Raw genomic sequence first — 25,798 nt, forward strand, 5'->3', positions numbered from 1 at the left:
ACGACAGGCGACATATGCAACCGAAAATCAGAATAGGTATCGCAGGTTACGGTAATCTCGGGCGCGGCGTGGAGATGGCCGTTGCCCAGAGTCCAGATATGGAGCTGGTCGGCGTGTTCACCCGGCGAGACCCTGCCAGCGTCAGCCTGCTGAGCGCCCAGGTGCCCGTGTACCCGCAGGCGGACATCAGCCAGTTCCAGGATCGCATCGACGTGCTGATTCTCTGCGGCGGTTCCAAGGATGACCTGCCGGTTCAGGGCCCGGCCATGGCGGCCCTGTTCAACACCGTGGACAGCTTCGATACCCACGCGACCATTCCCGAGTACTACGCAGCACTGGATGAAGCCGCGAAACCGGCCGGCAAGACCGCTTTGCTGTCAGTGGGCTGGGACCCGGGGCTGTTCTCCCTCAACCGCCTGTATGGCGAAGCCATTCTGCCGGTGGGCGAAACCTACACCTTCTGGGGCAAGGGGCTCAGCCAGGGGCATTCGGACGCGGTACGCCGGGTGCCCGGCGTGAAGGCCGGTGTGCAGTACACCATTCCCGCGGAGCCGGCGATCGAGCGTGTGCGCAGCGGTGAACTGCCACAGCTGACTACCCGCGAGAAGCATCGGCGCGAATGCTATGTGGTACTGGCAGAGGGTGCGGAGGCATCCGAAGTGGAGCAGGCCATCGTCAGCATGCCGCACTACTTTGCCGACTACGATACTGCGGTGCACTTCATCAGCGAGGAAGAGCTGCGCCGCGATCACGCCGCCATGCCCCATGGCGGCGTGGTCATCCGCAGCGGCACCTCCGGCGCCGGCACCACACAGGTGGTGGAGTACACCCTCAAGCTGGGCAGCAACCCGGAATTCACCGCCGCAGTGCTGGTCGCCTATGCCCGCGCCACCTGGCGGCTGAATCAGCAGGGTGTGGTGGGTGCGCAGACGGTGCTGGATGTGGCACCGGGGCTGTTGTCACCCAAGTCGCCTGCGGAGCTGAGAAAGGAGTTGTTGTAGGTTCTTTCCCCTCTCCCCCGACCCCTCTCCCGCAAGGGGAGAGGGGAGCCTGTTCCGGACCGCTGGTTCAAGCGAAAAGCGAAAGAGCGGTGAGCACGGATTGGCTCCCTCTCCCCTCGCGGGAGAGGGCTGGGGCTTCGTAGCCCGGCAATCACCCCGGCCGCCCATCCGGCCGCGGCGCCAGCAATATCGGCGTGTAATACCAGACGAACATGGCAAAGGCCACGGCCCAGCACCCCGCCGCCAGCCAGTACCCGGTCTGTGGCATCGGAATGCTCAGCCATACCCGCAACGGCACCGCGATATTAAGCAGGATGAAGGCGACGCTCATCGCCAACGGCGGCTCCAGCGGGCGTCCGGTGTGCCCCAGGCTGACCCGGGAGATCATCGCCAGGATCATGCCACCCATGCCGCCGATGGCCAGCAGGTGAGTCGCTTGGCTGAAGCCCAGCAGCCAGCCGCCGTGCCACAGGGCCATGGCGATCAGCGCCAGCGCCAGCCAGGCATAGGACAGGTGCAGTGACCACAGCAGGGGTACTGTCCAGATGCGCGCATGATGCCAGCGCAGCAGCCGCAGCAGGTGCCCCAGGCCCAGCAGCAGGTAGATGGGCGCTTGCCAGAGCGAGGGCCGCAGGCCCACTCCGGTCAGCATCAGCAGTGCGACGAAGATGCTGCCGGCCATCAGCAGATTGTCCAGTCGGGGCAGGGCGTGGACCGGCTCGGCCAGACCCAGTCCACGCTGGGTGAAGAAAGGGATGACCCGACCGCCGATCAGGCCCATCAGTCCGGCAATCAACCAGAGCGCAGCTGTCGCCCCGTGGCGTTGCAGGGCGAAATCCTCCTGTGCCAGCCCTGTCAGTGCCAGCAGATTGCATAGCGCCAGAAGCAGCAGCATGACCAGCACAGGGTAATTGCGGGTCTGTCTGACCTGCCACAGCGAGCGGCCGATGGCCAATGCCACCAGCGGCAGGAAGATCAGGTCGAGCGGGATCAGCAGCCAGAGCGGCGCGCCGAGCAGCCAGCACAACCGGCCTGCCAGCCACAGCAGGGCCAGACCCAGAACCGGTACGCCGGTCAGTGCCGGCACCCCGGTCCAGGCCTGGATGGCGGTGAGCAGAAAGCCGGCGACGATCGCCACGCCGAAGCCGAAGATCATTTCGTGCCGGTGCCAGTTCAGCCAGCCACCGCTGGGACTGAAGTCTGCATGCCCGAGGAAGGCGGCGATCCACAGGGGTATTGCCACGACTGCGAACAGCGCTCCCAGCAGAAACAGGGGGCGGAACCCCAGGGCAAACAGCACGGGCAGTGTGCTACGACGATCCTGCATGAAAATCTCCTGATTGCTTGTTATGCTTTTTTCCGGCCACCGGTTCGATTGCTGCGTGGCAATCCGTCCGTGACCGGGGTAAACATGACCTATCTGATTATCAAGACTCTGCACCTGCTGGCGGCCATCGCCTTCATCGGCACGCTGTTCTTCCAGGTGCTCATCCTCACTCCCGTCAATCGGCGCCTTGATTCGGCAACACGCCAGCGGCTGGCTCCGGCGCTCGGTCAGCAGGCGCGGCATGTGATCCATGTCGTGGCGGTCCTGCTCTACGGGGCCGGTATCGCGCTGGCCTGGCCCTACCGAACCCTGCTGGCCAACCCTTCGGCCAGCACCTTTGCCACGCTGCTGACGGTCAAGATCATCCTCGCGTTCATGATCATAGGTCACTACGCGTTGCTGATCTTCCTTCGCCGCAGCCAGCGGCTGGGCGAACGCGGCATGGATCTGCTCAATGTCAGCCTGCTGGTACATGCCGTCCTGCTGGTGATCTGCGCCAAGAGCATGTTCGTCCTCTGATCGCGGCGACGTGCGGTCAGCGGGTGAAGAGCACCTCGTTCTCCAGCTGGATGTGCTGGAGCAACTCCCGGCTGAACTGCTCCAGCCCCTGATACAGGGTCCGCCAGGTATTGCACGAATGGGCTGGCGGCTGGATGTCATTGGTGAGCTGGCGCAGCCTGTGCAACCCTTCATCATGCTGTTCATGCTCGAAGCGCATGACACTGATCGGACCGCCCGCCTGGGCACGCTCACCCCGCAACAGCATCGGAAAGAGTATCTGTTCCTCCTTCAGCATATGACTTTCCAGCGCCTGGTACACATCGCAGAGGTGGTCGGCCAGGCCGTTCGGGCACTCCGGATGGCCACCGTGGACCTGCTCCACGCGACGAGCCAGCCGGATCAGCTCCGGCAGCTGTTCCCGGTGGCGTTGATGATATCGACTGAGAATATGCCGGATCAGCTCCTCGGTAGGCGTATCGAGCCAGGTGGCGGATTCGAATTTCTCGGCATCCAGCCGGGGAGGGAAGGGGTGGGACATGTAATGCTCCGCTGTGCAGGGATGTAGTCAGCTCTCTGCAACCGACATGCCACCCTAATAACATATTGATTATCAAGGTATTTATTAGGGTCTGGTTTATTTGACCCGGGAGGCGTATGGTAGGTCAAACCACGCAGGGTACAAATCACCATGATCGAAGATTTCCTCCTCCCCGACCTCGTTGCCGAGCTGCCGGCTGCTGTCAGGCTGCAGCGCCTGGTCCAGGTGCTCCGTGAGACGTTCGTCTGTGGCGCCGTGGTGTTGTTGCAGTACGAGGATGATTCGCTGCGTCCGGTGGCGGCGGTCGGGCTGGTTCAGGATGCGCTGGGCCGCCGCTTCGATCTTGCCCGCCAGCCGCGTCTGGCGGCCTTGCTGTCGCGCCGGGAGATCACCTGGTTCGAGTCCGACAGCACCTTGCCCGACCCGTACGACGGTCTGCTGGACGAGCACCCGGGGGAGGCGCTTCCGGTGCACGACTGCATGGGCGTGAGCCTGTATGTGGAAGGCGAGCTGTGGGGCGCCCTGACCCTCGATGCGCTGACCGCCGGCACCTTCGACGAGCGCGCCCGGCAGAAGCTGCAGCGGCTGCTGCCGCTGATCGAGGGCTTGCTGAGGGTCATCCGGCTTGAGCAGGAGAATCGGGCACTGCGCATGGTGCGTGCGGATGACCACCGTGCCCTGCCGGGACTGCAGCAGCACGGCCTGGTAGGCAACAGCCCGGTGGTCACCCGGTTGCTGGATGAGCTGGCGGTGGTGGCGGATTCCGACCTGACAGTGCTGATCACCGGCGAGACCGGGGTCGGCAAGGAGCTGTTCGCCCACTGGCTGCACCGTCATTCGCCGAGAGCGGACAAGCCACTGGTGCAGGTCAACTGTGCTGCGCTGCCCGAATCACTGGCCGAGAGTGAGTTGTTCGGCCACGTGAAGGGGGCCTTCTCCGGTGCGACCGCCGACCGGGCAGGGCGCTTCGACGCGGCCAATGGCGGCACCCTTTTTCTTGATGAGGTCGGCGAGCTGCCGCTGCATGTGCAGGCCAAGCTGCTGCGCACTTTGCAGAACGGTGAGATTCAGCGCCTGGGTGCGGACCAGCCGCTGCGGGTGGACGTGCGCATCGTCGCGGCGACCAACCGCAATCTGGCCGACTCGGTTGCAAAGGGTGATTTCCGTGCCGATCTGTATCATCGCCTGTCGGTGTACCCGGTGCCGGTCCCGCCACTGCGCGAGCGGGGCAACGATGTGCTGCTGCTGGCCGGGCACTTCCTCGAACTGAACCGGGCGCGGCTGGGGGTGCGCAGCCTGCGCCTGTCGGTTGATGCCGAGCAGGCACTGCTCGGCTACGACTGGCCGGGCAACGTGCGGGAGCTGGAACATGTAATCAGCCGAGCTGCCATCAAGGCGCTGGGGCGCAATGGCTCCAGGCAGGCGATGCTGTCGCTGGATGCGGCCTTGCTGGACATCCCCATCAGTGACCCGACTGTACCCCAGCCGACGGCCACGACGCGGGTACCGGACGCCGGCATGGTCCAGCCGCTGCGCCTGAGTGTGGAGGCCTGCCAGCGACAGGAAATCCGCCGCGCGCTGGCGGCCTGTGACGATAACTGGAGCGCCGCCGCACGCCTGCTGGAGCTGGATGCCAGCAACCTGCACAAGCTGGCACGGCGGCTTGGCCTGAAAGCCTGACCCCCTACAGGGCGCACCTCCCGGCACCGGCGTTGGCCGTCACATGGGCCTTCACCTGTTCCACCGGCAGCAGCTGGTAGCTGTACGGTGGGTTGTAGGTGATGGTCGCGGTGTTGCCGGAGTTCGCCACCGCACAATCCGAAGCCCCTTCCCAGCGCACATTGTCCATCTGGTTGTTGCGCGCATCCCAGAAGCCCAGCTGACGGCTGTAGCAGGAGACGATCGGGTTCTTGCTGTTCTCGAACAGGTTGTTCTCGATGCGCACCCGGTTACCCATGCGGGTGTTGATGCCGGTGTCGCTCACCTGGTTGTAGTAGTTGTTGTAGATGTGCGTCTGGCCGAAGCGCAGCAGCGGCGCGCGGGAGGTGATGTTACTGAACTTGTTGAAGGCGAAGGTGATGCGCCGGTCTGCGCTGCCGGATTCGTTATCGCTGTGGCCCCACAGCGACGTCTTGTGGCTGTCGCGGAAGATGTTGTAGCTCAGGGTGACGTAGCTGGTGTCCAGCTTGCCGTCGACCAGCCCGTCATAATAATCCTTGTCCACGTTCAGCCGGTTGTGGAAGGTGTTGTGGTCGATCCAGACATTGCGCACCGGGCGGGTGCCGTCGATATCGATACCGTCGCCGCTGCCATCGCGCACATATCGTATGGTCAGATTGCGCACGATGATGTTGCTCGAGCCGCGGATCAGGATGCCACGACCATCCAGCACACCCCGCCCGCTGCCGATCAGCGACAGGTTGCCGGTGTCCTTGATGTCGAAGCGGCTGACCGGGGAGTTGCCGGCGTTGATGGTGCCGTCGATGCGGATCACGGTGCGATGACCGTTGTTGGATTTCCAGCTGGACTGGTGCGCGGCCAGCGCACTGTTCAGTTCATGACCGGTACGCACCGTGACGACCGAGCCGCCGGCCCCGCCGGTGGTGCCACCGTTCTGCGCGGCAAAGCCGATCGGCGCGCTGAGGCAGGCGCTGTCACCGGGTGGTGGCACAGGGTCCGGCGGCGTGGGGGAAGGGCCGGGATTCAAGGCATGGGCCGGAGCCAGGCATAAAAGCAGTGCAAAGCCAGGCAGCGGAGTGCAGCGGCGCGGGGTGGTGATGTTCATGGGGCTTCCTCTGTGTCGTTTACAGGGAGCGCATGGCGGAGCCAACGGCAGCGCGGACCATACAGTGTGCAGCTTTGTCGGTCGGCCCGCAGTCACCCATGTCGGTGATCGGCCTGCCGTGCAGCTACCGCCCAATCGGGCTACAATCGGCGGCTTTCCAGTTGCACGGTTGCGTCCATGTCTCTCCCCAAGCATCACCTCGAACTGCTCAGTCCCGCCCGGGACGTTGCCATCGCCCGTGAGGCCATCCTCCACGGCGCCGACGCCGTCTACATCGGTGGGCCGAGTTTCGGTGCCAGGCACAACGCGGAAAACAGCCTGGCGGACATCGCCGAGCTGGTGCGCTTTGCCCGGCTGTTCCATGTACGCATCTTCGTCACGCTCAATACCATTCTTCACGACGATGAGCTGGAGCCGGCGCGGCAGCTGATCCATCAGCTGTACGATGCCGGGGTGGACGCACTGATCGTGCAGGACATGGGCGTCATGGAAATGGACATTCCGCCCATCGAAATCCACGCCAGTACCCAGTGCGATATCCGCACCCTGGACAAGGCCAGGTTCCTTGATCAGGCTGGCTTCTCTCAGCTGGTGCTGGCCCGGGAACTGAACTTGCAGCAGATCAGATCGATTCACGAGCAGGTCGACTCCACGCTGGAATTCTTCATCCACGGCGCGCTGTGCGTGGCATTCTCCGGTCAGTGCAATATCTCCCATGCCCAGACCGGACGCAGTGCCAACCGGGGCGACTGCTCCCAGGCCTGCCGTCTGCCCTATACCCTGAAGGATGAGCGTGGCGCGGTGGTCGCCTACGAGAAGCACCTGCTGTCGATGAAGGACAACAACCAGACTGCCAACCTGGAGGCGCTGGTGGACGCCGGTATCCGCTCCTTCAAGATCGAGGGGCGCTACAAGGACATGGGCTATGTGAAGAACATCACCGCCTGGTACCGCCAGCAGCTGGATGCCATTCTCGAACAGCGCCCTGACCTGGCCCGCGCCTCCAGCGGCCGCACCGAGCACTTCTTCGTGCCCGATCCGGACAAGACCTTCCACCGCGGCAGCACTGACTACTTTGTCACCGACCGCAAGATCGATATCGGCGCCTTCGATTCGCCGACCTTCACCGGCCTGCCGGTGGGCGAGCTGCTGGAGGTGCGCAAGAAGGATCTGCTGGTGGTGACGGATGTCCCGCTGTCCAATGGCGACGGTCTCAACGTTCTGGTCAAGCGCGAGGTGGTGGGCTTCCGTGCGAACATTGCCCAGCAATTGGCGCAGTACGAAGAAGAAGGCGCGACGCGCTGGCAGTACCGGGTCGAGCCCAATGAGCTGCCGGAACAGCTGCGCCGGGCGCGGCTGCCCCAGCAGCTCAACCGCAACCTGGATCATGACTGGCAACAGGCGCTGCAGCGCACCTCCGCCGAGCGCCGCATCGGTGCAAACTGGCAGGTGGCGCTGGCACCCCATGCGCTGACCTTCACCCTGATCAGTGAGGAAGGCATCAGCGTCAGCGCCGAGCTCGAGGGGCCTTTCGACCAGGCCCGGCAGCCTGAGCGGGCGCTGGAGCAGCTGCAGGAGGTGCTCGCGCAGCTGGGCGCCACGCAATACCATGCGCAGGATATCCAGATCAGTGGCGGGCCGGTGCCCTTCATCCCCGGCTCACGCCTCAAGGCGCTGCGCCGGGACCTGGTCGAGCAGTTGAATCAGGCGCGCATTGCCGCCTTCCCGCATGGTGCGCGCAAGCCGGTGGCGGTGCCGCCACCGGTGTATCCCCAGTCGCACCTGAGCTTTCTCGCCAACGTCTACAACCACAAGGCGCGTGCCTTCTATCAGCGCTATGGTGTGAAGCTGATCGATGCGGCCTACGAGGCCCACGAGGAGCCGGGCGATGTGCCGGTGATGATCACCAAGCACTGCCTGCGCTTCTCCTTCAATCTCTGCCCCAAGCAGGCCAAGGGCGTGACCGGGGTGCGCACCAAGGTGGCGCCCATGCAGCTGGTGCATGGTGACGAGGTGCTGACCCTGAAGTTCGACTGCAAGCCCTGCGAGATGCATGTGATCGGCAAGATGCGCAGCAACATCTTCCACGCCCCGCCGCCGGGCAGTGGCGGCAGCGTCGTCGGCAGCATCACCCCGGAGGATCTGCTCAAGACCATTCCCCGTCGGGCCCGTTGAGCGCCCACTAGACTCGGGGCCGCTGGGCCCCGGGGTAGCTGTCAAGTGGTCAGAACTTCATGCCCGGCAGGTTCAGCGAGGCGGTGTTGCCCCCGTCCACGGCCAGCGCCTGGCCGGTGACATAGCTGGCATCGTCGCTGGCGAGGAAGGCGATGGCACCGGCAATCTCCTCCGGGCGGCCGTAGCGCCGCAGCTCGCAGCGCGAACCCAGCCTGTCTTCCTTGTTGTTCTCCCGCGCATAGTCGAACACCCGCTGGGTCATGCCGGTCTCGATCAACCCGGGGCACACGGCGTTGACGCGGATATTCCACTGGCCCAGATCGCAGGCCGAGGTCATGGTGAAATTGATCACCCCGGCCTTGGAGGCGCTGTAGGCGTTGCCGCCGGCGCCGGAGCGGATGCCGGCCACCGAGGCGGTGTTGACGATGGCGCCGCCGTTCTGCTCACGCATCTGCCGGGAGGCATACTTGGTGAACAGCACCACCCCGAACAGGTTGACGTTGATGATCTTCTGCCAGGTTTCCATGCTCTGGTCGGTGGCCAGACTGTAGTCACCGCCGGCGATGCCGGCGTTGTTGCACAGCACGTCCAGCCGTCCGAAGTGGGCCACGGTATCGGCCACGCACTGCTCGACGGCGGCCTCGTCGGACACGTCCAGTTCGCGGTGCAGCACCTCGGTGGCCTCCGGCAGCTGCTGCAGTGTCTCGGCCAGGCCTTCGGCATTGCGGTCGACCAGCATCAGGCGGGCACCCTCGCTGGCCAGGCGTTTGGCGGTAGCCCGGCCGATGCCGCTGCCGGCGCCGGTGATCAGTACAATCCTGTTTTCGAAGCGCTGCATTCTCATCTCCTGTTGTTGTTCGGCTGCCGGCTCAGTGGTCGATGCTCGGCTCGTTTTTCGGGGCGTCGTCCCGGTCGCCGGTATTGATGCCAAGCCGGTCGGACAGCTGATCGGTATCGATATGCCATGAGTCGGCGATGCCGCGTTCGAAGCGTACCGGCGACAGGGCGATCAGACCGTCGCGCAGGGCGCCGACATCGGTCTCCCGACCGATGATGCGTTCGCTCTGGCGTTTGAAGCCAAGCCAGTAATAGGGGACGCCGCGGGTGTCCTCCCGGCGCTCGATCTTCACGCCGCCGATGCTGCCGCGCTGCGGCCGACAGATGGCCATGCCACGAACATCCTCGGGTGCGCGGGCCGGGAAGTTGATATTCATGGCGCAATCCTCCGGCCAGCCCGTTTCCAGCAGTTCGCGCACCAGCTGCGCGCCGTATTGCCGGGAGGTTTCCCAGTGCACTGGACTGGTCGAGTGGTAGGCCTGACTCAGGGCGATGGCGGGGATACCCAGCAGAGTGCCGGTCAGGGCGCCGCCGATGGTGCCGGAATAGGCCACCGAGTCGCTGATGTTGGCACCCCGGTTTACCCCTGACAGGATCAGGTCGGGCTTTTCCGGCAGCAGCTCTGCCACGCCAAGCAGGATGCAGTCACTGGGCGTGCCGCTGACGCTGAAGCGACGTTCCTCGAACTGGTGAACCCGGAGTGGATGGTGCACCGAGATGGACATGGAAACACCACTCTGATCGAGGTCCGGGGAGACCAGCCACACTTCTTCGGCGATCTCCCGGGCGATATCCTCAAGCACCTTGAAGCCCGGCCCGCGCCAGCCATCGTCGTTGGTCAGGAGTACGCGTTTGATGGGTTTGGACATGAAAATACCTCAGGGGAATGGGGGGCGGGTTGCACCCGGCCCCCGGGGATATCGCCGGCACGCTGTGTCGAGATGGAACTCGACACTCCAGGGCGCGCTGACCGGCTTACTTGCGCTGCGCAATCTCCCAGCCGACGTCGGCCAGCAGGCTGGCACGCTTGCCGACTTCGAGTGCGTCGGCGTTGCTGGCGTTGCCCTGCAATGCGCGATGGTAGACGCCCTGGAGGATGGCAGCCAGGCGGAACAGGGAGAAGGCCAGGAAGAAGTTCCAGTCGGGTACCTCGGTACGGCCGGTGAACTCGCAGTACCAGTCCAGAACCTGTTGTTCCTCGGGTACGTTGTACTCCTTCAGGTTCAGCCCCTTCAGGCCGCGCATGCCTTCAAGACCGGTGCTCTGGTGGTAGGGCAGGCAGCAATAGGCCAGATCCGACAGCGGGTGGCCCAGTGTCGCCAGCTCCCAATCGAGGATGGCGACCACTTCCGGCCGCTCCGGATGCAGGATCAGGTTGCCGATACGGAAATCACCATGGGCAATGGTGGTGAAGTCGTCCTGCGGCGCATTTTTCGGCAGCCAGTCCATGAGGGCATCCATGGACGGCATGTCACCGGTGCGGCTGGCTTCGAACTGACCGCTCCAGCGCTTGATCTGGCGTGCCACGTAGCCTTCATGCCGGCCGTAGTTTTCCAGGCCGACCGCCTTCCAGTCGACATTGTGCAGCCGCGCCATGGTCTCGATCATCGAGCGGTGGATCGGCATGCGCTGGTCGGCGCTGACGCTTTCCAGCAGCGGGTGCGAATGCACCCGACCTTCCACATGATCCATGATGTAGAACGCCGTGCCGATGACCTCGGGGTCCTCGCAGAGCAGCCGTGCAGCGGGTACCGGCACGCCGGTATCACCCAGCGCGCTGATCACCTGATATTCGCGCTCGACCATGTGGGCCGACGGCAGCAGCTTGCCCGGCGGTTTCTTGCGCAGCACGTAGCGCTTCTCGCCGATGGTCAAAAGGAAGGTCGGGTTGGACTGACCGCCCTGGAATTGCTTGATCTGTATGCCGTGCTCGACGCCCGGTATGCGTCCTTTCAGATAGGCTGCCAGCTTCGCTTCATCGAAACGGTGGGCCGGCAGCACGTCGATCAGGATGGCTTCGCTCATCTGGGGATTCCATGCTCTGGTTTTGTAATGGTGTTCGCTGCCCTGAGCCTGCCACCGTGGCGAACAATTTGCCAGTGGGGCAGGCCTGCAGCATCAGGTGATGGTATCGCCGCCGTCGGCAACGATGGTCTGGCCGGTCACATAGGCACCGGCACTGGAGGCCAGGAACAGGGCGACCCCGGCAATGTCCACCGGCTCGCCGACCCGGCGCAGCGGCAGGGACTGTTCGACCCGGGTCAGACGGTCCGGGTCATCCAGCAGTGCCTGGGCAAAGTCGGTGCGGATGAGGCCCGGGGCAATGGCGTTGACGCGGATGTTCTGTGGCCCGTATTCCAGTGCCAGGTTGCGTGCCAGCCCGGCTTCGGCCGCCTTGGACATGCCGTAGACGCCGATGTTGGCGCTGGCGCGGATGCCGGCAATGCTCGACAGCAGCACGATGGAGCCGCCGCCCAGGCGGGTCATCTGCGGGATGACCATGTTGCACAGCCAGAAGGTGCCCTTGACGTTGGTGCCCATGATCTTGTCGAAGGCCTCGTCACTGACTTCGGCGGTGGGGCCATAGACCGGGTTGGTGGCGGCATTGCACACCAGGATGTCGATCTTGCCCCAGGTATTGATGGTGGTGTCCACCAGGTTCTGCAGCTGGGCCTTGTCGCCCACGTGGCAGGGAATCGCCAGCGCTTCGAAGCCCTGTGCCTGCAGTTCACCGGCCACCTTTTCACAGGCGTCGGCCTTGCGGCTGGAAATCACCACGCGCGCGCCGGCCCGGGCAAACTCCTCGGCGATGGATTTGCCGATGCCCTTGGTCGAGCCGGTAATGACGGCGACCTTGCCGGTCAGATCAAAAAGAGAGCTCATGTGTGGCTCCTCTGGGATGGTTGTACAGACAATTGTCCTCTATCGCTGCGGGTCGGCGCTCCTGCAGAAAACGGACTGCAGGAACGCCGCCGGAACGCCGGACGGCCCCGGCGCGATGGCGCGCAGCACGCGCCCGGGTTATGACAGGTACTGACCCATCTCCATCTTGGCGATGGAGTTCAGGTGGACCTCATCCGGGCCATCGGCCAGGCGCAGGGTGCGGGCCTTGGCATAGGCGGAGGCGAGGAAGCTGTCCTGACATACGCCCTTGGCACCATGGATCTGGATGGCGCGGTCGATCACGTTGCACAGCATGGTCGGTGCCACGGCCTTGATCATGGCGATCTGCTGACGGGCGACCTTGTTGCCGTACTTGTCCATGCTGCGGGCGGCATGCAGGGTCAGCAGGCGAGCCTGGTCGATCTCGCAGCGGGAGCGGGCGATCATCTCCGGCACGCTGCCCAGCTTGTACATCGGCTTGCCGAAGGCAACGCGCTCGGCGGCGCGACGGCACATGGCTTCCAGCGCACGCTCGGCCTGGCCGATGGCGCGCATGCAATGGTGGATACGGCCCGGCCCGAGGCGACCCTGGGCAATCTCGAAGCCGCGGCCTTCACCCAGCAGGATGTTGGAAGCCGGTACTCGTACGTTTTCATAACGCACTTCGGCGTGGCCATGGGGAGCGTGGTCGTAACCGAACACGTGCAGATCGCGGACTACGGTGACACCGGGGGAGTCGAAGGGCACCAGGATCATGCTCTGCTGCAGGTGCTTGGGGGCATTCGGGTCGGTCTTGCCCATGACGATGGCGATCTTGCAGTTCTCGTTCATGGCTCCGGAAGACCACCACTTGGTGCCGTTGATCACGTATTCGTCGCCTTCGCGGCGGATCTCGCACTGGATATTGGTGGCATCAGAGGAGGCAACGTCCGGCTCGGTCATGGAGAAGCAGGAGCGGATTTCCCCGGCCAGCAGCGGCTTGAGCCATTTTTCCTTATGCTCTTCGCTGCCGTAGCGCTCGATGGTTTCCATGTTGCCGGTGTCCGGCGCGTTGCAGTTGAACACCTCCGGAGCGAAGGAAACGCGACCCATGATCTCGCACAGGTGGGCATATTCCTCGTTGGTCAGGCCGGCGCCGCGCTCGGATTCGGGCAGGAACAGGTTCCACAGTCCCTGGCTGCGGGCCTTCTCCTTCAGCTCCTGAAGGATGGCCGGATGCCCCCACTTGTTCTGCTGCACCTGCTCATAGAACAGGGCTTCGTTGGGGTAGATGTATTCATCCATGAAGGCTTCGAGTTTCTGCTTCAGATCCTGAATGCGGGGGCTGAGGTCGAACATAATGGCTCCTTGCAAAGTCGGAGTAGATTGAACCACAGTGAAAGGTGGTTGGTTGACGCTGACCATATAGAGGGACAGGCACGGGGAAAAGCATGTCCTTCGGTTGGAATGGAGGTGTATAAGCAAGTCTGATAGGCCTGCCGCCTGCATGTCGAAACACACTCACCCCATGGAGTTAAGGATGTTCAAGACGATCATTGGCGGGACTCTGATGCTCGCCGCCACCCTGGCCAGCGCCCAGGAATTCATCTCCGCACCGAGGCTGGACCCCCAGCATCAGGAGCAGCTCAGGCAGGCTGTGGGCAGCTCCCAGCGCACCATCAGCAATGTGATGCGCGACGCCGGCAGGAACCCGGAACAGACGCTGAGCTTCTTTGCCGTCGAGCCGGGGCACACGGTGGTGGAGATCTGGCCGGGTGCCGGCTGGTACACCGAGATCCTGGCGCCGCTGCTGCGGGAAGAGGGCACCTACATAGCCGCGCACTTCGATCCCGAGAGTCCGGTGGAGTTCTTCCGCAACTCCCGGGCAGACTTCGAGAAGAAGCTCGAGCGCAGCCCCGAGGTCTATGACCGGGTGCAACTGACCGTACTCGACTTCGATCCGGATACCCCGATCGCCCCCGCGGGGTCCGCCGATCGGGTGCTGACCTTCCGCAATGTGCACAACTGGTTGAGCCAGGGGCGTGATGAAGCGGCACTGGTGTTCCGCAAGATGCATGCAGCGCTCAAGCCCGGCGGCATGCTCGGCCTGGTCGAGCACCGCGCGCGGATCGGCACTGACCTGGAAACCATGGTCAGGACCGGCTACGTGACCGAGGAGCTGGTTGTCGAGCTTGCCGAGGAGGCAGGCTTCGAACTGGTGGCGCGAAGCCCGGTCAACCAGAACCCCCAGGACAATACCGACCATCCGGAAGGCGTATGGACCCTGCCGCCGACCCTGCGGCTGGGCGACGAGAACCGCGCCCAGTATCTCGCGATAGGGGAGAGCGACCGGATGACATTGCTTTTCATAAAGAAGTGATCTGAACGCGCGGTGGTCGTTCTGCCGCTGCGCTTCGCCCTGGCTCGAAACCGTCATAGCTGCAGCTGATGGTTCCGCATGTCATTTATTGATGCAGGGTTTTCGAAATCGACTTTCGCTGTGCGGTCCTGATAATCTTGTGGCCAGTCCACTTGCGTATCGGCCCGACCGCCGTGGCGCTGGTTACCGACCACGTATTCCAGGATGAGATGGCCGTGCGTTACTCGATCTAACATCGTTGGCTTAACATGGGCGCGACCAGCGCGCCCCGCTTGAACACAGGAGCAGAACCATGACTGATGCAGTAATCGTATCCACGGCCCGTACCGGCCTGGGCAAATCCTACCGCGGTGCACTGAACGACACCCACAGTGTGGACATGGCCGGTTTCGTCATCGAGCAAGCGGTCAAGCGCGCTGGTATCGACCCTGCGCTGGTGGAGGACGTGATCCTCGGGGCGACCTTCCATGAAGGCGCACAGGGCAAGAACATGGCCCGTCTGGCGGCCATTCGTGGCGGCCTGCCGGTCACCACCGCCGGCATGTCGCTGAACCGTTTCTGCAGCTCTGGTCTGCAGTCCATCGCCATCGCCGCCCAGCGCGTGGTGAGCGAGAAGATCCCGGCCATCGTTGCCGGTGGCGTCGAGTCGATCAGCCTGTGCCAGAACGACAAGATCAACATGTTCCGCGGTACCAACGAGTGGATCATGAAGAACAAGCCGGAACTGTACCTGTCCATGATCGAGACCGCCGACATCGTGGCTGCCCGCTACAACGTCAGCCGCGAGTCCCAGGACGAGTATTCGCTGATCAGTCAGCAGCGCGTTGCCGCTGGCCAGGAATCCGGCAAGTTCGACGACGAGATCGTGCCCTTCACCACCACCATGAAGGTACAGAACAAGGAAACCGGCGAGGTCTCCAGCCAGGAAGTGACCCTGACCCGCGACGAGTGCAACCGTCCGCAGACCACTCTGGAAGCACTGGCCGGCCTGCAGCCGGTACGTGGCCCGGAGCACTTCGTCACCGCCGGCAACGCCAGCCAGCTGTCCGACGGCGCGTCCGTATGTACCGTCATGAACAGCAAGGTTGCCGAGCAGCTGAACATCGAGCCCATGGGCATCTTCCGCGGTTTCGCGGTTGCCGGCTGCGAGCCTGACGAAATGGGCATCGGCCCGGTCTTCGCCATTCCGCGTCTGCTCGAGCGCAACGGCCTCACCATGGACGATATCGGTCTGTGGGAGTTGAACGAAGCCTTCGCTTCCCAGGTTGTCTACTGCCGTGACCGTCTGGGCATCCCGATGGAAAACCTGAACGTGAACGGTGGCTCCATCGCCATCGGCCACCCCTACGGTGTCACCGGCTCGCGCCTGACCGGCCATGCGCTGATCGAAGGCAAGCGCCGTGGCGTCAAGTATGTGGTGGTGACCATGTGCATTGGTGGTGGCCAGGGTGCTGCCGGTCTGTTCGAGATCGTCTGATCCCGCAATAGACTGTAGGCTGCATGTTGCAAGCGAACCCGAGCCCTGCTCGGGTTTTGCTTTTATGAAGCTGAATCGAATCTGTATGAGCTGACCCGGAGCATTTTGCATGTCACAGAAGATCATCAACACCAACGATCTTGCTTTTCTGTTGTACGAGCTGCTGGACGTCGAGCGTTTTACCGAATTTCCCCGCTATGCCGATCACAGCCGCGATACCTTCGACGCGGCCATCGAGCTGGCGCTCAAGGTGGGTGCCGAGACCTTCGCCCCCCATAACCATCTGTGCGACGGTGACGAGCCGCGCTTCGAGAATGGCAAGGTGGTGATCCGCCCGGAAGTATCCGAGGCTCTGGCGGTGCTGCGTGATACCGGTCTGATGGCAGCTGCGCAGGACTATGACCGCGGCGGCATGCAGCTGCCCTCGGTGATCGCGCAGACCTGTATCGGTCTGATCAAGGGTGCGAACGTCAGCACCCAGGCCTATGCTGGGCTGACCATCGCCGCCTGCAACCTGATCATGGCCCACGGCAGCGAGGAGTATAAGCGCCGCTTTGCCGAGCCGATGATGGCCGGCCGTTTCTTCGGCACCATGTGCCTGACCGAGCCCCAGGCCGGATCCTCCCTGGCTGACATCAAGACCCGCGCCGTCCCCGCCGGCGACGGCAGCTACCGCATCACCGGCAACAAGATCTTCATCTCCGCCGGCGACCATGAACTGAGCGAGAACATCGTGCATCTGGTGCTGGCCAAGCTGCCCGATGCACCACCCGGCGTGAAGGGCATCTCGCTATTCATCGTTCCCAAGTTCCTGGTCAATGAAGACGGCTCCCTGGGCGAGCGCAACGATGTGACCCTGGCCGGGCTGATCCACAAGATGGGCTATCGCGGTACCACCTCGACCATGCTCAATTTCGGTGAGCAGGGCGGGGCGGTGGGGTATCTGGTGGGTGAGCCCCATCAGGGCCTGGCGCAGATGTTCCACATGATGAACGAGGCACGCATCGGTGTAGGCCTGGGTTCGGTGATGCTGGGCTACACCGGCTATCTGCACGCGCTGGAATATGCGCGGGAGCGCCGTCAGGGCCGGCCACTCAGAGAGCGTGACCCCCAGACGCCGATGATTCCCCTGATCGAGCACGCGGATATCCGGCGCATGCTGCTGTCGCAGAAAGCCTTCGTCGAGGGTGGACTGTCGCTGTGTCTGTATGCGGCGACCCTGTCGGATGAGAAGAAATACGCGGATGACCCGATGGTGCAGGAAGAGTCCGCCGGACTGCTTGAGCTGCTGATACCCATCGTCAAATCCTGGCCCTCGCAGTTCTGTGTGGAAGCCAACAGCCTGGCCATACAGGTGCATGGCGGCTACGGCTATACCCGGGAATACCCGGTGGAACAGTTCTACCGCGACAACCGTCTGAACCCCATCCACGAAGGAACCCATGGCATCCAGGGGCAGGATCTGCTGGGCCGCAAGGTGCCGATGCAGGACGGGCGTTTCTACAGGGCACTGGTACAGCGCATCCGCGACACCATCAGCGAGTGCGCGGATGCGAAGGAGCTCGCCGCCTCCAGCACGCTGCTGGGAGATGCACTGGACACCCTTCAGCACGTGACCGAGGCATTGCAATCCATGCGTCGAGAGGACCCCGAGCGGGCCCTGGCCAATGCCTACCTGTACATGGAGTGCTTCGGCCACGTGGTGGTCGGCTGGATGTGGCTGCGTCAGGCCCAGGCAGCGCTGCGCGGTCTGCAGCAGGACGGCACTCAGCAGAAGGCCTTTTATGAGGGCAAGCTGAAGACCTGCGAATACTTCCTGCGCTACGAATTGCCCAAGCCGCTGGCACTGGCGGGTGTGCTGGAAAACGCTGACCGCTCAACGCTGGAGATGCCCGAAGAGTGCTTCTGAGCATCGGCCGGGCTGCAAATACACGCCAGCCCGTCCGCGGATTCCACCACGCTGTAGGAGTCGCGACCCCGCGGGGATGGCTGCCGCCTGGCAGCCTTGTGGGCTGGTTGCCGCTCTATGGTCGGTCTGCCCCCATCGCGCCGGGGTCGGCGCTCCCACACTTCGGGGGCGTGGCCTTGCTTGGGTGGGTGAACCCGCCGTGATGCAGGACCAGTTTTCGGGAACTCTCGGCGATATTCAGGCGTTCTGTAGGAGCCGCGACCCCGCGGCGATGGCGGGCGGCGCCCGCCCGGTTCATTGCTCGGCGGCGAGCTGCTGCTCCAGGGCGATCAACTGTTTCTTGCGTTCCACGCCCCAGCGGTAGCCCGAAATCCCTCCATCACTGCGCAGTACCCGGTGGCAGGGCACCACCATCGCCAGGGGGTTGGCTGCGCAGGCGCCTGCCACGGCACGTACCGCTGCCGGGTTGCCGGTGCGTTTTGCCAGTTCACTGTAGGTGATGGTCTGGCCGGCCGGGATCTTCGCCAGTTCAGCCCAGACCTTCTTCTGGAACGCGCTGCCACGGGCTGCCAGCGGTTGCTGCAGGTTCAGCTTGCCATGCGGGTGATCCACATAATGTAACAGCGCCTGCATATCCTGCTGCAGTCCTGTCTGGTCTTCTACCAAGGTTGCGGCCGGGAATCGTTGTTGCAGGTCCGCCACCATGGCGCTGTCATCATCGCCCAGCAATATGGCAGCCACACCATCCTCGCCCACTGCCAACAGCAGCCCGCCAAACTGGCAGTGACCGGTGGTGTAACGCAACTGTTCGGGCAGGGTTTTCATGGTGGTGTCCAGTGGCTGGTTTATATCCAGTGTAGGGACATGGCGGGCCAGGTTCCATCCCCGGTAGGAACGAATAGCAGCGCGCCACGGGGTGTGGCGCACCTGCGCTACGCCTTCAGGGCGGCGGCCATACAGCCAGGGCGTCGGCGAGCAGGGGCTCGCCAACCCAAGGGTTCGCCAACCCCAGGGGTACACCGGTTGACCCTGACATCATGGCAGGGTCTACTCTCTTCAATACGTTAATCCTACGACACGGGTGCCCGATGACTCTTCCCGCCAGCGATACAAAACCAGCCACCTTGAGCCTGCCAATCGAGGGCATGACCTGCGGGTCCTGCGTCGGGCAGGTCGAGCGCGCCCTGTCTCGGGTCGAAGGCGTCGGCTCGGTCACGGTCAACCTGGCTACTGAACGGGCTGATATCCACCCCACAGGCGAGATTGATGCGGCAGCCCTGGTACAGGCGGTGGAAAAGGCCGGCTATCAGGTCACGGCTCGCACTACCGAACTGGCTGTACAGAACATGACCTGTGCCTCCTGTGTCGGCCGCGTCGAGCGCACGCTCAAGGCCGTGCCCGGGGTCACTGGTGTCGTCGTCAATCTGGCCACCGAGCGAGCCACTGTCCAGGGTGTGGCCAGTGACCAGGCGTTGCTGGATGCCGTGACCAGGGCCGGGTACCCCGGCCGGCTGATCGGCGCGGCCGGGCAGGGCGGGGATGCCGAAGCCGACAGAAAGGATGCCGAGCGCAAGACGTTATGGCGCGACCTGCTGATTGCCGCCGTGCTGACGCTGCCGGTGTTCATCATCGAAATGGGCTCGCACATGATCCCGGGCATGCATGGCCTGGTGGACAGGACCATCGGCATGCAGAACAGCTGGTATCTGCAGTTTGTGCTCACGACCCTGGTGCTGGTTTTCCCGGGGCGGCGATTCTATCAACAGGGCTTCCCGGCACTGGCGCGTCTGGCGCCGGACATGAACTCGCTGGTGGCGGTCGGCACCTCGGCGGCCTATCTGTATTCGGTGGTGGCCACTTTCATGCCGCAGCTGTTGCCCGAGGGCACGGTCAACGTCTATTACGAAGCCGCCGCGGTCATAGTGGCGCTGATCCTGCTCGGACGTTATCTGGAAGCCAAAGCCCGCGGCCGGACTTCCGAGGCAATCCAGCGCCTGGTCGGGTTGCAAGCCAGAACCGCCCGGGTACAGCGCGACGGGCAGATAGTCGATCTGCCCATTGGCGAGGTGATGCTCGACGATGTGGTCGAAGTCAGACCAGGGGAGCGGGTGCCGGTGGATGGCCTGGTACTGGAAGGCCAGAGTTATGTTGATGAATCGATGATCACCGGCGAGCCGGTGCCGGTAGTCAAGGAGTCGGGCAGTGCGGTGGTCGGCGGCACGATCAACCAGACCGGCGCCTTCACCCTGCGGGCTACCGCCGTTGGTGGTCAGACGGTGCTGGCCCAGATCATCCGCCTGGTAGAACAGGCCCAGGCGTCGAAACTGCCGATTCAGGCGGTAGTGGACAAGGTCACCATGTGGTTTGTGCCGGCGGTGATGGGCGCTGCCCTGCTGACCTTCCTGGTCTGGCTGGTGGTCGGCCCGGAGCCGGCGCTGACCTTTGCCCTGGTCAACGCCGTGGCGGTGCTGATCATTGCCTGTCCCTGTGCCATGGGGCTGGCGACGCCGACCTCGATCATGGTCGGCACCGGGCGTGGCGCTGAACTCGGCGTGCTGTTTCGCAAGGGTGAAGCGCTGCAATTGCTCAAGGATGCGTCGGTCGTGGCCGTGGACAAGACCGGCACCCTGACTGAAGGTCGCCCGGTGCTGGCTGATCTGGAGCTGGCCGAGGGTTTCGAGCGCAGCAGTGTGCTGGGGCGGGTCGCCGCTGTGGAATCCCGTTCCGAACACCCCATCGCCCGGGCGATTGTTGATGCCGCCGGGCAGGAAGGCATCAGTCTGCCTGAGCTGACCGATTTCGAATCCGTCACCGGCATGGGTGTGCGCGCCAGCGCCGGTGGCGTGCCGGTGCAGGTCGGTGCGGATCGTTATATGCGTGAACTGGGGATGGATGTCAGTGTGTTAGCTGATGCCGCCGAGCGCCTGGGCAAGGAAGGCAAGTCGCCGCTGTACGCCGCCATCGACGGCCGCCTGGCGGCGATCATTGCAGTAGCCGACCCAATCAAGCCAACCACGCCCGCCGCCATTGCTGCACTGCATGAGCTGGGGCTCAAGGTAGTGATGATCACCGGTGACAACCAGGTCACCGCCAGGGCCATCGCCGCCCGCGTGAATATCGATGACGTCGTGGCTGAAGTCATGCCCGAGGGCAAAGTCGATGCGGTGCGCCGGCTCAAGGCCGAGCATGGCCGACTGGCCTTCGTTGGTGATGGCATTAACGACGCCCCGGCGCTGGCCGAAGCCGACGTGGGACTGGCCATAGGTACCGGGACCGATGTGGCCATGGAGGCCGCCGACGTAGTGCTGATGTCCGGCGACCTGCTGGGCGTGCCCAATGCCATTGCTCTGTCCAAAGCCACCATCAGCAACATTCGGCAGAACCTGTTCTGGGCCTTTGCTTACAACACGGCACTGATACCGGTGGCGGCGGGGGTGCTGTACCCGGCATTCGGCATACTGCTCTCGCCCATGTTCGCCGCTGGAGCCATGGCGCTGTCCAGTATATTTGTATTGGGCAACGCGCTGCGGCTACGGCGGTTCCGGGTGCCGGGAACTGTGTAGCAGGCTCGTTCAGTTGGGTTCAGCGCTGCGCCGCAGACGCAAAGCGCGTGTTGCGGATCAATCGTTTTTCCAGCTCAGCACCAACAAATACCAGCAGACCTGCCCCAAGCACTTTGAGCCACTGCTCCGGCGTCAGGCCGACCGAGCCGAAGATGTCATGCATCACCGGCAGGTACGTATAGATCACCTGCAGGCAGGCACAGGCGGCAATGGCCAGCAGCACGTAGCGATTACCCAGTAACCCTTCGCGATTGAGCACTGAGCCGAGGATATAGCGGCTGTTGATCAGATAGAACATCTCCGCCGCGACCACCGCATTGACCGCCATGGTGCGGGCAGTTTCCAGACTGGCGCCGTGTTCCAGCTCCCAGAGAAACAGGCCCAGCGCGCCGGTGGCCATCAATACCGAGATCAGACATACCCGCCAGACGAAAAATCCTGACAACAGCGCTTCGCCCGGCGGCCGTGGGCGGCGCTGCATTATGCCGCGCTCCGCCGGCTCGAAGGCCAGTGCCAGACCAAGCGCCCCGGCGGTCACCATATTGATCCACAGGACCTGCACCGGGGTAAGCGGCAGGGTCAGGCCGAACAGGATCGCCGTCAGCACGATGAGGGATTCGCCACCATTGGTCGGCAGCATGAACAGGATGAATTTCTTCAGATTGTCGTACACCGCGCGCCCTTCGCGCACGGCACTGGCAATGGTGGCGAAGTTGTCGTCGGCCAGCACCATATCCGATGCCTCCTTGGCCACCTCGGTACCTTTCAATCCCATGGCTACGCCAACATCCGCGCGTTTCAGCGCTGGCGCATCGTTGACGCCATCTCCGGTCATCGCGACGACTTGTCCATCCTCCTGCAGCGCCTGTACCAAACGCAACTTCTGCTCCGGGCTGGCACGGGCAAAGATGTCCACTTCCATCACTATCCGGCGCAGGGCGGCGTCGTCCATCAATGCCAGTTCGGCCCCGGTGATTGCTGGCTTGCCTACGCCAATATCCAGTAGGGCACCGATAGCCTTGGCTGTCTCGGCATGATCCCCGGTGATCATCTTCACCTGGATACCGGCGCGGTGACACTCGGCAACCGCCTGGATTGCTTCCTCCCGCGGCGGGTCGATGATGCCGACCAGCGCCAGCATGCTGTAGCCGCTCTCCACGTCGGTAAAATCCAGACCCTTGCCGCTCGGTGCGTCCTGCTTGCAGGCAAAGGCCAGCAGACGCCAGCCACGGGCAGCAATATCGGTTGCCATGCGCCGCCAGTAATCCGCGTCCAGCGGTTGGTTACCCTCATGACCCAACTGCTGCGAGCACATATCCAGAATCCGTTCTGGCGCGCCCTTGACGAAGATCCACGGCTGGGCTTCGGTGTCCTTATGTAAGGTGGCCATGAACCTGTGTTCCGACTCGAAGGGGATTGAGTCCTGACGCGGCCAGGCAGCGTTGCTTTCATCCTGGGTGAGCCCCAACTTGCCGCCCAGCGCCAGCAGTGCCCCTTCTGTGGGATCACCTTCGATGTGCCACTGGCCGTCGATCTGGCGCAGACGCCCGTCATTACATAGCACACCGGCGCGTACTGCCAGATTCAGTACCGAGTACTGCGCTGGGTCAACCACGCTTTCGGCAATACTGACATTGCCCTGCGGGGCATAACCGACGCCGTCCACATCAAATATCTGATCCGCACATACAACCCGCTGCACGGTCATCTCGTTACGGGTCAGCGTACCGGTTTTGTCGGAGCAGATGACGGTGACCGAACCCAGCGTCTCGACCGCCGGCAGGCGGCGGATGATCGCATTGCGCCGCGCCATACGCTGCACGCCAAGCGCCAGGGTCACGGTCATGAGCGCCGGCAACCCTTCGGGAATGGCGGAGGCCGCCAGGGCCACCACCATCATGAACATATCCGCTGCCGGCAGGCCGCGCAGCCCGGTGCCGAGCAGGAAGGTGAGGGCACAGAACGCCAGGATCACCAGCGCCAGCATGCGGCCAAAGCGATCAACCTGACGTAGCAGAGGCGTCGACAGGTTGCGGATGCTGCTCAGCATCTGGTTGATACGGCCCAGTTCCGTGTCGCCGGCGGTGGCTACAACAATGCCACGAGCCTGGCCGTAGACGACGAGGGTGCCGGAGTAGGCCATACCGTGACGGTCGCCGAGCGACGCATCCAGGTCCACCGCATCAGTGGTCTTGCTCGCGGGCATGGACTCACCGGTGAGCGTTGCCTCCTCTACCTTGAGATCCTTGACTTCGATCAGCCGCAGATCGGCCGGGACGCGGTCACCCGAAGCCAGCAGTACGATATCGCCGGGTACCAGTTCAGCGGCATCAATTTCACGGCGCACGCCGTCACGCAATACGGTCGCGTGGGCAGAGAGCAGGGAGCGAATGGAGTCGAGGGCGGCCTCGGCCTTGCCCTCCTGGATAAAACCGATGATGGCATTGATCAGCACCGCCCCAAACAACACTGCGGTGTCAACCCAGTGGCCAAGCAGCGCCGTGATCAGCGCCGCGCCAAGCATCACGTACAGCAGAATGTTATGAAATTGCAGGACAAAGCGCAGCAAAGGCCCTTGACGCTTGGGTGGCGCAAGGCGGTTGAAGCCGTACTCAGCAAGCCGCCGTGCGGCCTCGGTTTCCGCCAGCCCGGCGGAGCCAGTGCTTAACCGGCGCTCCAGGTCTTCATGGTTTACCGCGTGCCAATCCTGTTTCTGTGTCGCCTGCCCAGCAGTCTTGTTTCCATCGTCAGTCATGCGGTCGGGCCTTCCATATCATGGTTGGAGAAATGTCCTGCACCCGCTAATTTGTCGCACAGCCTTGGGAAGAAGGCTATAAGTACATTGTTATTTATTGATTCATATCATCTGGCTTAAATTAAGCGCAGCCTATGCTCGGACTGTAAGTACCCAGAGCCCGCTTCTGACTGCCCGATATTTTCCACGGCTTTGCAGTCGCAGGCCGTCTTCGATAAAGCCCATCGGCAGGAGAAAGGCCAATGATTGACGGAAATAAACAAGAACAGAACCCGGACGAGGTTCTGGCAAGCCGATTCCCGACAGCGTATACCGTCCTGTTTCTTCTGATCGCGGTGATTGCGGCACTGACCTGGATCATCCCCGCCGGGCAATACGAGCGTGTGATGAGTGAAGAGATCGACCGCGAAGTGGCCGTACCCGGCACGTACCAGATAGTCGAGCCCAATCCTCAAGGCTTTGTGGATGTCATGCTGGCACCCACCGCCGGTTTTTATGACCCCGACAGTTATGCCGCCAACGCCATTGATGTGGCGCTGTTTGTATTATTTCTCGGTGGCTTTCTGGGGGTGGTGAACGCCACCGGTGCGATCGATACCGGTATTCGGAGCGTCATGCAGCGCCTGGAAGGCCGAGAGATCTGGATGATCCCGATCCTCATGGTGTTATTCGCCATTGGTGGCACTACCTATGGCATGGCGGAAGAAACCCTCGCGTTCTATATCATACTTATTCCGATCATCATCGCCGCCGGTTATGACGCAGTGACCGGGGTGGCAATTATTCTGATCGGCTCGGGCATAGGCGTGCTGGGCTCCACCATCAATCCCTTTGCTACTGTGATTGCGTCCAACGCAGCGAGCATTCCTTTTACCGATGGCCTGCTGCTGCGCATGGTGTTGTTGATCGGCGGACTGGTTATCTGCATTGCCTATGTCATGCGTTATGCCGCACGGGTCAAGGCCGATCCGTCACGCTCGGTGGTAGCCAGGCAACTTGATGCACACCGTCAGGTTTTTCTCAGCAGACAGGATGACAAGGCCGCAGTGGCGCTTAGCGTTACCCAGAAGATTGTTCTGATCATCTTTGCGCTTACCTTTGTGGTCATGATCTGGGGCGTATCATCCCAGGATTGGTGGATGGCCAATATGGGGGCGCTGTTCCTTGGTGCAGCCATTGTCATTGGACTGGTTGGACGTCTGGGGGAAAAGCGGCTGACTGGCAGCTTTGTCGATGGGGCCCGGGATCTGCTTGGCGTCGCGCTGGTGGTCGGCCTGGCTCGCGGGATTGTGGTGATCATGGAACAAGGCATGATCGCCGACACCATATTGCACAGCGCTGAAAACAGTCTGGGCGGGTTATCGGAACTTGCCTTTATTAACCTGATGTTCTGGATTGAGGTAGGCATGAGCTTCTTCGTGCCGTCTTCCTCCGGGCTTGCCGTACTGTCGATGCCATCCTTGCGCCGCTGGCGGACTTCGCCAACGTAAACCGGGATCTGGTAGTTACCGCCTTTCAATCAGCCAACGGACTGGTCAACCTCATCAACCCGACCTTTGCGGTGGTGATTGGTGGCCTGGCTATCGCGCGTGTTTCCTATGACCGCTGGCTGGTCTTCATCTGGCCGTTGCTGCTGGCGCTTACCCTGTTTATCACGCTGGTGATCAGCATCGGTACCTTCCTGTAAT

The 25,798-nt window shown here is 63.0% G+C and carries 17 protein-coding genes and 2 pseudogenes; 9 read left to right on the forward strand and 10 right to left on the reverse strand.

Translation table 11 applies throughout. The features are described 5' to 3' along the window. Positions 1-14: 14 nt before the first annotated feature. Positions 15-1,001: a diaminopimelate dehydrogenase gene (locus IEW63_RS03635; RefSeq protein ID WP_188635204.1), complete on the forward strand. Its 987-nt coding sequence runs from the start codon at positions 15-17 to the stop codon at positions 999-1,001. A gap of 151 nt (positions 1,002-1,152) precedes the next feature. Here the strand turns inward: IEW63_RS03635 and IEW63_RS03640 are convergent, their stop codons facing one another. Beyond that, on the reverse strand, positions 1,153-2,328 hold the full coding sequence (locus IEW63_RS03640; protein WP_188635205.1) for an NnrS family protein: 1,176 nt from the start codon (positions 2,326-2,328) through the stop codon (positions 1,153-1,155). 84 nt (positions 2,329-2,412) lie between these two features. Here IEW63_RS03640 and IEW63_RS03645 point away from each other — a divergent pair, with 84 nt between their 5' ends. Further along, positions 2,413-2,847 (forward strand): hypothetical protein, encoded by a 435-nt coding sequence (locus IEW63_RS03645; RefSeq protein ID WP_188635206.1) that lies wholly within the window; start codon positions 2,413-2,415, stop codon positions 2,845-2,847. Positions 2,848-2,863: 16 nt separating this feature from the next. Here IEW63_RS03645 and IEW63_RS03650 read toward each other — a convergent pair. Continuing rightward, positions 2,864-3,301 (reverse strand): annotated as a pseudogene (locus IEW63_RS03650) (hemerythrin domain-containing protein); the annotation flags it as partial. Between the two features lie 216 nt (positions 3,302-3,517). On the opposite strand from IEW63_RS03650, the gene norR reads away from it, so the two are divergent. Then, positions 3,518-5,047, forward strand: coding sequence for a nitric oxide reductase transcriptional regulator NorR (gene norR / locus IEW63_RS03655; protein ID WP_188635208.1), 1,530 nt, complete (start codon positions 3,518-3,520; stop codon positions 5,045-5,047). Positions 5,048-5,051: 4 nt separating this feature from the next. Here the strand turns inward: norR and IEW63_RS03660 are convergent, their stop codons facing one another. After that, complete coding sequence (locus tag IEW63_RS03660) at positions 5,052-6,152, reverse strand: pectate lyase family protein (RefSeq protein ID WP_188635209.1); 1,101 nt, start codon at positions 6,150-6,152, stop codon at positions 5,052-5,054. 177 nt (positions 6,153-6,329) lie between these two features. Here IEW63_RS03660 and IEW63_RS03665 point away from each other — a divergent pair, with 177 nt between their 5' ends. Further along, entirely contained in the window at positions 6,330-8,327 is a 1,998-nt protein-coding gene (locus IEW63_RS03665; RefSeq protein WP_188635210.1) for a peptidase U32 family protein, read from the forward strand. A 49-nt stretch (positions 8,328-8,376) separates the two neighbouring features. Here the strand turns inward: IEW63_RS03665 and IEW63_RS03670 are convergent, their stop codons facing one another. From IEW63_RS03670 to IEW63_RS03690, 5 genes are all read right to left on the reverse strand, one after another. Next, a complete protein-coding gene (locus IEW63_RS03670; protein WP_188635211.1) occupies positions 8,377-9,165 on the reverse strand; it encodes an SDR family NAD(P)-dependent oxidoreductase in 789 nt (262 codons plus the stop codon). Between the two features lie 31 nt (positions 9,166-9,196). Next, complete coding sequence (gene surE / locus IEW63_RS03675) at positions 9,197-10,033, reverse strand: 5'/3'-nucleotidase SurE (protein WP_188635212.1); 837 nt, start codon at positions 10,031-10,033, stop codon at positions 9,197-9,199. A gap of 106 nt (positions 10,034-10,139) precedes the next feature. Beyond that, the gene (locus IEW63_RS03680) at positions 10,140-11,189 is read right to left on the reverse strand and encodes a phosphotransferase (protein ID WP_188635213.1); all 1,050 of its coding nucleotides are present in this window, start codon (positions 11,187-11,189) and stop codon (positions 10,140-10,142) included. A gap of 93 nt (positions 11,190-11,282) precedes the next feature. Then, positions 11,283-12,047, reverse strand: a complete 765-nt coding sequence (locus IEW63_RS03685; protein ID WP_188635214.1) for an SDR family NAD(P)-dependent oxidoreductase — start codon at positions 12,045-12,047, stop codon at positions 11,283-11,285. 138 nt (positions 12,048-12,185) lie between these two features. Next, entirely contained in the window at positions 12,186-13,385 is a 1,200-nt protein-coding gene (locus IEW63_RS03690) for an acyl-CoA dehydrogenase family protein (RefSeq protein WP_229710305.1), read from the reverse strand. Positions 13,386-13,566: 181 nt separating this feature from the next. On the opposite strand from IEW63_RS03690, the gene IEW63_RS03695 reads away from it, so the two are divergent. From IEW63_RS03695 to IEW63_RS03705, 3 genes are all read left to right on the forward strand, one after another. Then, complete coding sequence (locus IEW63_RS03695) at positions 13,567-14,406, forward strand: class I SAM-dependent methyltransferase (protein WP_229710306.1); 840 nt, start codon at positions 13,567-13,569, stop codon at positions 14,404-14,406. A gap of 292 nt (positions 14,407-14,698) precedes the next feature. Continuing rightward, positions 14,699-15,883, forward strand: coding sequence for an acetyl-CoA C-acyltransferase (locus IEW63_RS03700; protein ID WP_188635215.1), 1,185 nt, complete (start codon positions 14,699-14,701; stop codon positions 15,881-15,883). A 109-nt stretch (positions 15,884-15,992) separates the two neighbouring features. Continuing rightward, on the forward strand, positions 15,993-17,792 hold the full coding sequence (locus IEW63_RS03705; protein ID WP_188635216.1) for an acyl-CoA dehydrogenase: 1,800 nt from the start codon (positions 15,993-15,995) through the stop codon (positions 17,790-17,792). A gap of 294 nt (positions 17,793-18,086) precedes the next feature. Here IEW63_RS03705 and IEW63_RS03710 read toward each other — a convergent pair whose 3' ends face one another. Continuing rightward, positions 18,087-18,617 carry a methylated-DNA--[protein]-cysteine S-methyltransferase gene (locus IEW63_RS03710; RefSeq protein WP_188635217.1) on the reverse strand — a complete coding sequence of 177 codons (531 nt, stop codon included), beginning with the start codon at positions 18,615-18,617 and terminating at the stop codon, positions 18,087-18,089. A 263-nt stretch (positions 18,618-18,880) separates the two neighbouring features. On the opposite strand from IEW63_RS03710, the gene IEW63_RS03715 reads away from it, so the two are divergent. Next, entirely contained in the window at positions 18,881-21,355 is a 2,475-nt protein-coding gene (locus IEW63_RS03715) for a heavy metal translocating P-type ATPase (protein ID WP_188635218.1), read from the forward strand. Between the two features lie 19 nt (positions 21,356-21,374). Here the strand turns inward: IEW63_RS03715 and IEW63_RS03720 are convergent, their stop codons facing one another. Then, positions 21,375-24,110, reverse strand: coding sequence for a cation-transporting P-type ATPase (locus IEW63_RS03720; protein ID WP_188635219.1), 2,736 nt, complete (start codon positions 24,108-24,110; stop codon positions 21,375-21,377). A gap of 242 nt (positions 24,111-24,352) precedes the next feature. Here IEW63_RS03720 and IEW63_RS03725 point away from each other — a divergent pair. Further along, positions 24,353-25,797 (forward strand): annotated as a pseudogene (locus IEW63_RS03725) (YfcC family protein). The last annotated feature ends 1 nt before the right edge of the window (position 25,798 follow it).

Origin of the sequence: Halopseudomonas pertucinogena, assembly GCF_014646575.1 — a bacterium.
GTDB lineage: Bacteria > Pseudomonadota > Gammaproteobacteria > Pseudomonadales > Pseudomonadaceae > Halopseudomonas > Halopseudomonas pertucinogena.

Coding starts and splice junctions, on each gene's coding strand:
- IEW63_RS03635 (WP_188635204.1), top strand. CDS start 15: ATGCAACCGAAAATCAGAATAGGTATCGCAGGTTACGGTAATCTCGGG.
- IEW63_RS03640 (WP_188635205.1), bottom strand. CDS start 2,328: ATGCAGGATCGTCGTAGCACACTGCCCGTGCTGTTTGCCCTGGGGTTC.
- IEW63_RS03645 (WP_188635206.1), top strand. CDS start 2,413: ATGACCTATCTGATTATCAAGACTCTGCACCTGCTGGCGGCCATCGCC.
- norR (WP_188635208.1), top strand. CDS start 3,518: ATGATCGAAGATTTCCTCCTCCCCGACCTCGTTGCCGAGCTGCCGGCT.
- IEW63_RS03660 (WP_188635209.1), bottom strand. CDS start 6,152: ATGAACATCACCACCCCGCGCCGCTGCACTCCGCTGCCTGGCTTTGCA.
- IEW63_RS03665 (WP_188635210.1), top strand. CDS start 6,330: ATGTCTCTCCCCAAGCATCACCTCGAACTGCTCAGTCCCGCCCGGGAC.
- IEW63_RS03670 (WP_188635211.1), bottom strand. CDS start 9,165: ATGCAGCGCTTCGAAAACAGGATTGTACTGATCACCGGCGCCGGCAGC.
- surE (WP_188635212.1), bottom strand. CDS start 10,033: ATGTCCAAACCCATCAAACGCGTACTCCTGACCAACGACGATGGCTGG.
- IEW63_RS03680 (WP_188635213.1), bottom strand. CDS start 11,189: ATGAGCGAAGCCATCCTGATCGACGTGCTGCCGGCCCACCGTTTCGAT.
- IEW63_RS03685 (WP_188635214.1), bottom strand. CDS start 12,047: ATGAGCTCTCTTTTTGATCTGACCGGCAAGGTCGCCGTCATTACCGGC.
- IEW63_RS03690 (WP_229710305.1), bottom strand. CDS start 13,385: ATGTTCGACCTCAGCCCCCGCATTCAGGATCTGAAGCAGAAACTCGAA.
- IEW63_RS03695 (WP_229710306.1), top strand. CDS start 13,567: ATGTTCAAGACGATCATTGGCGGGACTCTGATGCTCGCCGCCACCCTG.
- IEW63_RS03700 (WP_188635215.1), top strand. CDS start 14,699: ATGACTGATGCAGTAATCGTATCCACGGCCCGTACCGGCCTGGGCAAA.
- IEW63_RS03705 (WP_188635216.1), top strand. CDS start 15,993: ATGTCACAGAAGATCATCAACACCAACGATCTTGCTTTTCTGTTGTAC.
- IEW63_RS03710 (WP_188635217.1), bottom strand. CDS start 18,617: ATGAAAACCCTGCCCGAACAGTTGCGTTACACCACCGGTCACTGCCAG.
- IEW63_RS03715 (WP_188635218.1), top strand. CDS start 18,881: ATGACTCTTCCCGCCAGCGATACAAAACCAGCCACCTTGAGCCTGCCA.
- IEW63_RS03720 (WP_188635219.1), bottom strand. CDS start 24,110: ATGACTGACGATGGAAACAAGACTGCTGGGCAGGCGACACAGAAACAG.